The 4,316-nt window shown below is 44.6% G+C and carries 1 protein-coding gene; it reads left to right on the forward strand.

From position 1 onward, the window contains the following. Positions 1-654: 654 nt before the first annotated feature. Positions 655-3,879, forward strand: coding sequence for a reprolysin-like metallopeptidase (locus Q0064_RS01685; protein ID WP_298143342.1), 3,225 nt, complete (start codon positions 655-657; stop codon positions 3,877-3,879). The last annotated feature ends 437 nt before the right edge of the window (positions 3,880-4,316 follow it).

The following is a 4,316-nucleotide window of genomic DNA, read 5'->3' on the forward strand; positions in this document are numbered from 1 at the left end:
AGGAAAGTCAACGGAAACTAAGAAGCGAGCCAAATCGGCTTCAATGTTATCAGAAACCTAAACAATGAGTGAAAGCAATAAACAACAAAAAACGGTCAACGTATTTTAGGCATTGACATCTAGCTTCTAGCTTCTCGTCTCTAGCTTCTAGAAAAAATAACCTTCAACACGCTCAGGCACCAACGAATTTGGGGTTCGGTTGGGCAAAACGATACGTAAAATGTTGAACGTCAGGAAGTCTAGCTTCTAGCTTCTCGTCTCTAGCTTCTAGAAAAAATAACCTTCAACACGCTCAGGCACCAACGAATTTGGGGTTAGGCTGGGCAAAACGATACGTAAAATGGTGAACGTCACGAAGTCTAGCTTCTAGCTTCTCGTCTCTAGCTTCTAGAAAAAATAACCTTCAACACGCTCAGTCACCAACGAATTTGGGGTTCGGTTGGGCAAAACGATACGTAAAATGGTGAACGTCAGGAAGTCTATTCCGATAGCTATCGGAACTCGTGTCTAGCTTCTAGCTTCTTTCTAACCACACTTGTTATATTTCAAACAGAAAAAGTGTTAAAAGTTGAAAATATAACTTTTATCTAAATTAAGATCTTTAAATTTGATTTGTTAAAAAACTATTCACTAACTAATCAAACTACAATTTTTATGAAGAAAAAGCTGTTATCGCTTGTCTTTAGTGCGATTTCGGTAGTTTCTTTGGCGCAAAACACGCCTTATGTAACGTCCGCCCCCAAATCTGTCTCAGACATTGTTGTTCGTAACAAAGCCGACATTAGAGCCCCAAAACTCTATGTTATTGATGAAAATCAAGTGGCTCAACTGCTCTTAACTGCTCCCGATCTATTCTCTGGAGCAAAAAGTACCACCTTACTTAGTTTGCCTGATGCGCAAGGTGCCCTGCAAACTTTCGAAATGTACGCAGCTTCTAACATGGAGCGCGATTTACAAGTGCGCTATGCTGAAATTAAGTCGTATCGCGGGACATCAAAAACCAAGCCCGGAGAAACACTTTATTTGAGTATATCGCCACTGGGCTTACAAACCATGGTTTTAGGATCCGATCGCAAAGCAACATTTATTGAACCGTACACTACAAATCGTTCGCAATACATTGTTTACGAAAAGTCGGAAAACTGGTTTACCGAAGGCTCTTTCGCTTGCCGTGTTGTCGACGACATCAAAAAGTCGAGAACGAATGCTGGCGAGCAAGTAGCATTTCGCCCAAATGCCGATGATGGGACGTTCAGAACTTATCGTTTAGCTATGTCGGTTACCGGCGAATACACCGCTTATTTCGGTGGAACCAAAGCTTTAGCTCTTGCAGCGATAAATGCCACGATGACTCGTGTGAACGGTGTTTTCGAGAAAGATTTTGGCGTTCGTATGAATTTGATTGCCAACACAGATTTAGTGATTTACACCAATGCTTCAACAGATCCGTATTCGGCGGCTGCAACCGGCGCGGGTGGAGCTTGGAATCAAGAACTTCAAACCACATTAACCAATGTAATCGGAAGTGCAAACTATGACGTAGGTCATTTATTTGGTGCTTCGGGCGGTGGCGGAAACGCAGGTTGTATTGGCTGCGTTTGTCGAAATCCAACTACAGCTCAGCCGTTAGGAAAGGGAAGTGGTTACACTTCGCCAGCCGATGGTATTCCACAAGGTGATGCCTTTGATATCGATTATGTAGCACACGAACTCGGTCACCAATTCGGAGCAAATCACACCTTTACGCACAGCAACGAAGGCACAGGTGCGCAAATGGAACCGGGCAGTGGCTCAACGATTATGGGTTATGCAGGTATTACCGGACCTACAACCGATGTGCAAACGAATTCCGATCCGTATTTCCATGCACAGAGTATCCAACAAGTTACCAACTACATTAAAACAACTACTTGTCAGACCAATACAACAACGGGTAATGCGATTCCAGTTGTAAATGCAGGTTTAGACTACACCATTCCGCGTGGTACACCTTTTATGTTAACTGGAACGGCTACCGATGCAAATAGCGCGAGCTTGAACTACTGTTGGGAACAAATGAATGTGGGAACCTCGACCTCGACGATCCCAAGCGCAACCCGTACTACAGGACCCGCTTTCCGTTCGTTCTTGCCAAGCACGTCGCCAACGCGTACGTTCCCACGAATGTCGACTGTCCTAGCCGGCGCAACTTCTTGGACTTGGGAAGTGGTGCCTACAGTAGCTCGCACTATGAATTTCAGATTGACGGTTCGCGATAACGACGTGGCTGGGCCCGCAAATAATAGCGACGATATGATTGTAACGGTGAATGCAACAGCTGGACCTTTTACCGTTTCGGCACCAAATACAGCGGTTTCTTACGCCGGTGGTTCTTCACAAACTATAACTTGGAACGTGGCTGGAACAACAGCAAACGGTGTTAATTGCGCGAATGTAGATATCTTACTTTCAACAAATGGCGGCGCTACTTTTACAACTGTTTTAGCAGCAGCTACCCCTAACGACGGGTCGCAAGCCGTAACTATTCCGAATACACCAGGAACGCAAAACCGAATTATGGTGAAAGGAACAAGCCACATCTTTTTTGATGTATCGAACACCAATTTTACCATTACGGCAGGTAGCACAGATACAACCGCACCTTCGGCACCACTTAATTTAGCCGCAGCAGGCACCACACAAACCAGCACTAATTTAAGCTGGACAGCATCTACAGATAATGTTGGCGTTACCGGATACGATGTGCTAAGAAACGGTGTAGTAATCGGTTCGACAACCACTGCAACCACTTTTGCGGTTACAGGTTTGGTAGCTTCAACAACGTACACTTTTAACGTTCGCGCTAAAGATGCTGCCGGAAATATCTCTGCAAACAGCAATACAGTTTCTGTAACAACTTCGGCGGCCTCGGATACCACAGCACCTACAGCACCCACTTTATCGGCTTCAGGAACAACACAAACAGCCACGAATTTAAGTTGGACAGCTGCTACCGATAACGTAGGAGTAACTGGTTACGATGTTTTAAGAAATGGGGTCGTAATTGGGTCGACAACAACCGCAACCACTTTTGTAGTTACGGGTTTAACGGCAGCGACCGCGTACACCTTTAACGTTCGTGCAAAAGACGCAGCTGGAAACATCTCTGCAAACAGCAATACGGTTTCGGTAACAACATTGTCAAGTTCCGTTACTTATTGTGCCTCTCAAGGAAATAATACTAACGACGAGCGTATCGGACGTGTTGTATTCGGAACAATTAACAACCCATCGACTGGAACTGCTGGTTACGAGAATTTCACAGCGATTTCGACTAATGTAGTTCGCGGATCGGCTAATACAATAACCATAACCCCTTTTTGGACGGGATCGGTATTTAGCGAAGGATACCGTGTCTTTATCGATTACAATCAGGATGGAGATTTTGCTGATACAGGCGAAATTGCGTTCACTAGAACCGCCACTACTGCGACTCCGATTACGGGAACCATAACAATCCCAGCCACGGCGTTGCTAGGCAGTACACGTATGCGTGTTTCGATGAAATACAACGGAACTCCAACGGCCTGCGAAGCATTCCCCTACGGTCAGGTTGAAGATTATACCATCAATATCACTGCTTCGGCAGCACGTTTGACAGACGATTCGGCTGTGGTTGCCATAAAAGGTTATCCGAATCCGTTGCGTGAAGGCAATTTCTATGTCGAAGGTGTAGCGGCAGATACTGTGTATCAAGTGGTGAATACGCTGGGTCAGCAAGTACTTCGAGGAAAATTTAACGGTTCGTATCTCGATGTTACGCAACTGAAAGCTGGAACATACGTTTTGGTATTTGAAACCGGAGATGAACCTCAGATACTGCGCATGATTAAATTGTAAGATTTTATTTAAAGAATTTAGAAAGCTGTCTTGTTAATTCGGGACAGCTTTTTTGATTAGGAGATTCAAAGATTTTGAGATTGAAAGATTTCGAGATTTCGAGATTTAAAGATTTAAAGATTGAAAAGTTTCCCCTTTGCGAACTTTGCGTAAATCTTTGCGCTCTTTGCGGTTAAAGAATAGGCACGCTTAGTTATCGGTGGAGCACAATGTTCCACAAAGTTTTTCACAATGGGACACAATGTTTTTCCTTCGACGAGCTCACGTACCAGCTTTTTAAGCGCACAGAAAACACGGAACCTCAAAGAATTTTGCGCAATAGGGTACCGTTGAGGAAGACACAGAACGTGTCAAGCCACCAAAAAATCGCACCAGCCTTCGACAGGCTCAGGCGACGACGATACGTGGGTTAGAGCGGGGACATTAAACGTAAAATG

Source organism: Flavobacterium sp. (genome assembly GCF_027490375.1).
Lineage (GTDB): Bacteria > Bacteroidota > Bacteroidia > Flavobacteriales > Flavobacteriaceae > Flavobacterium.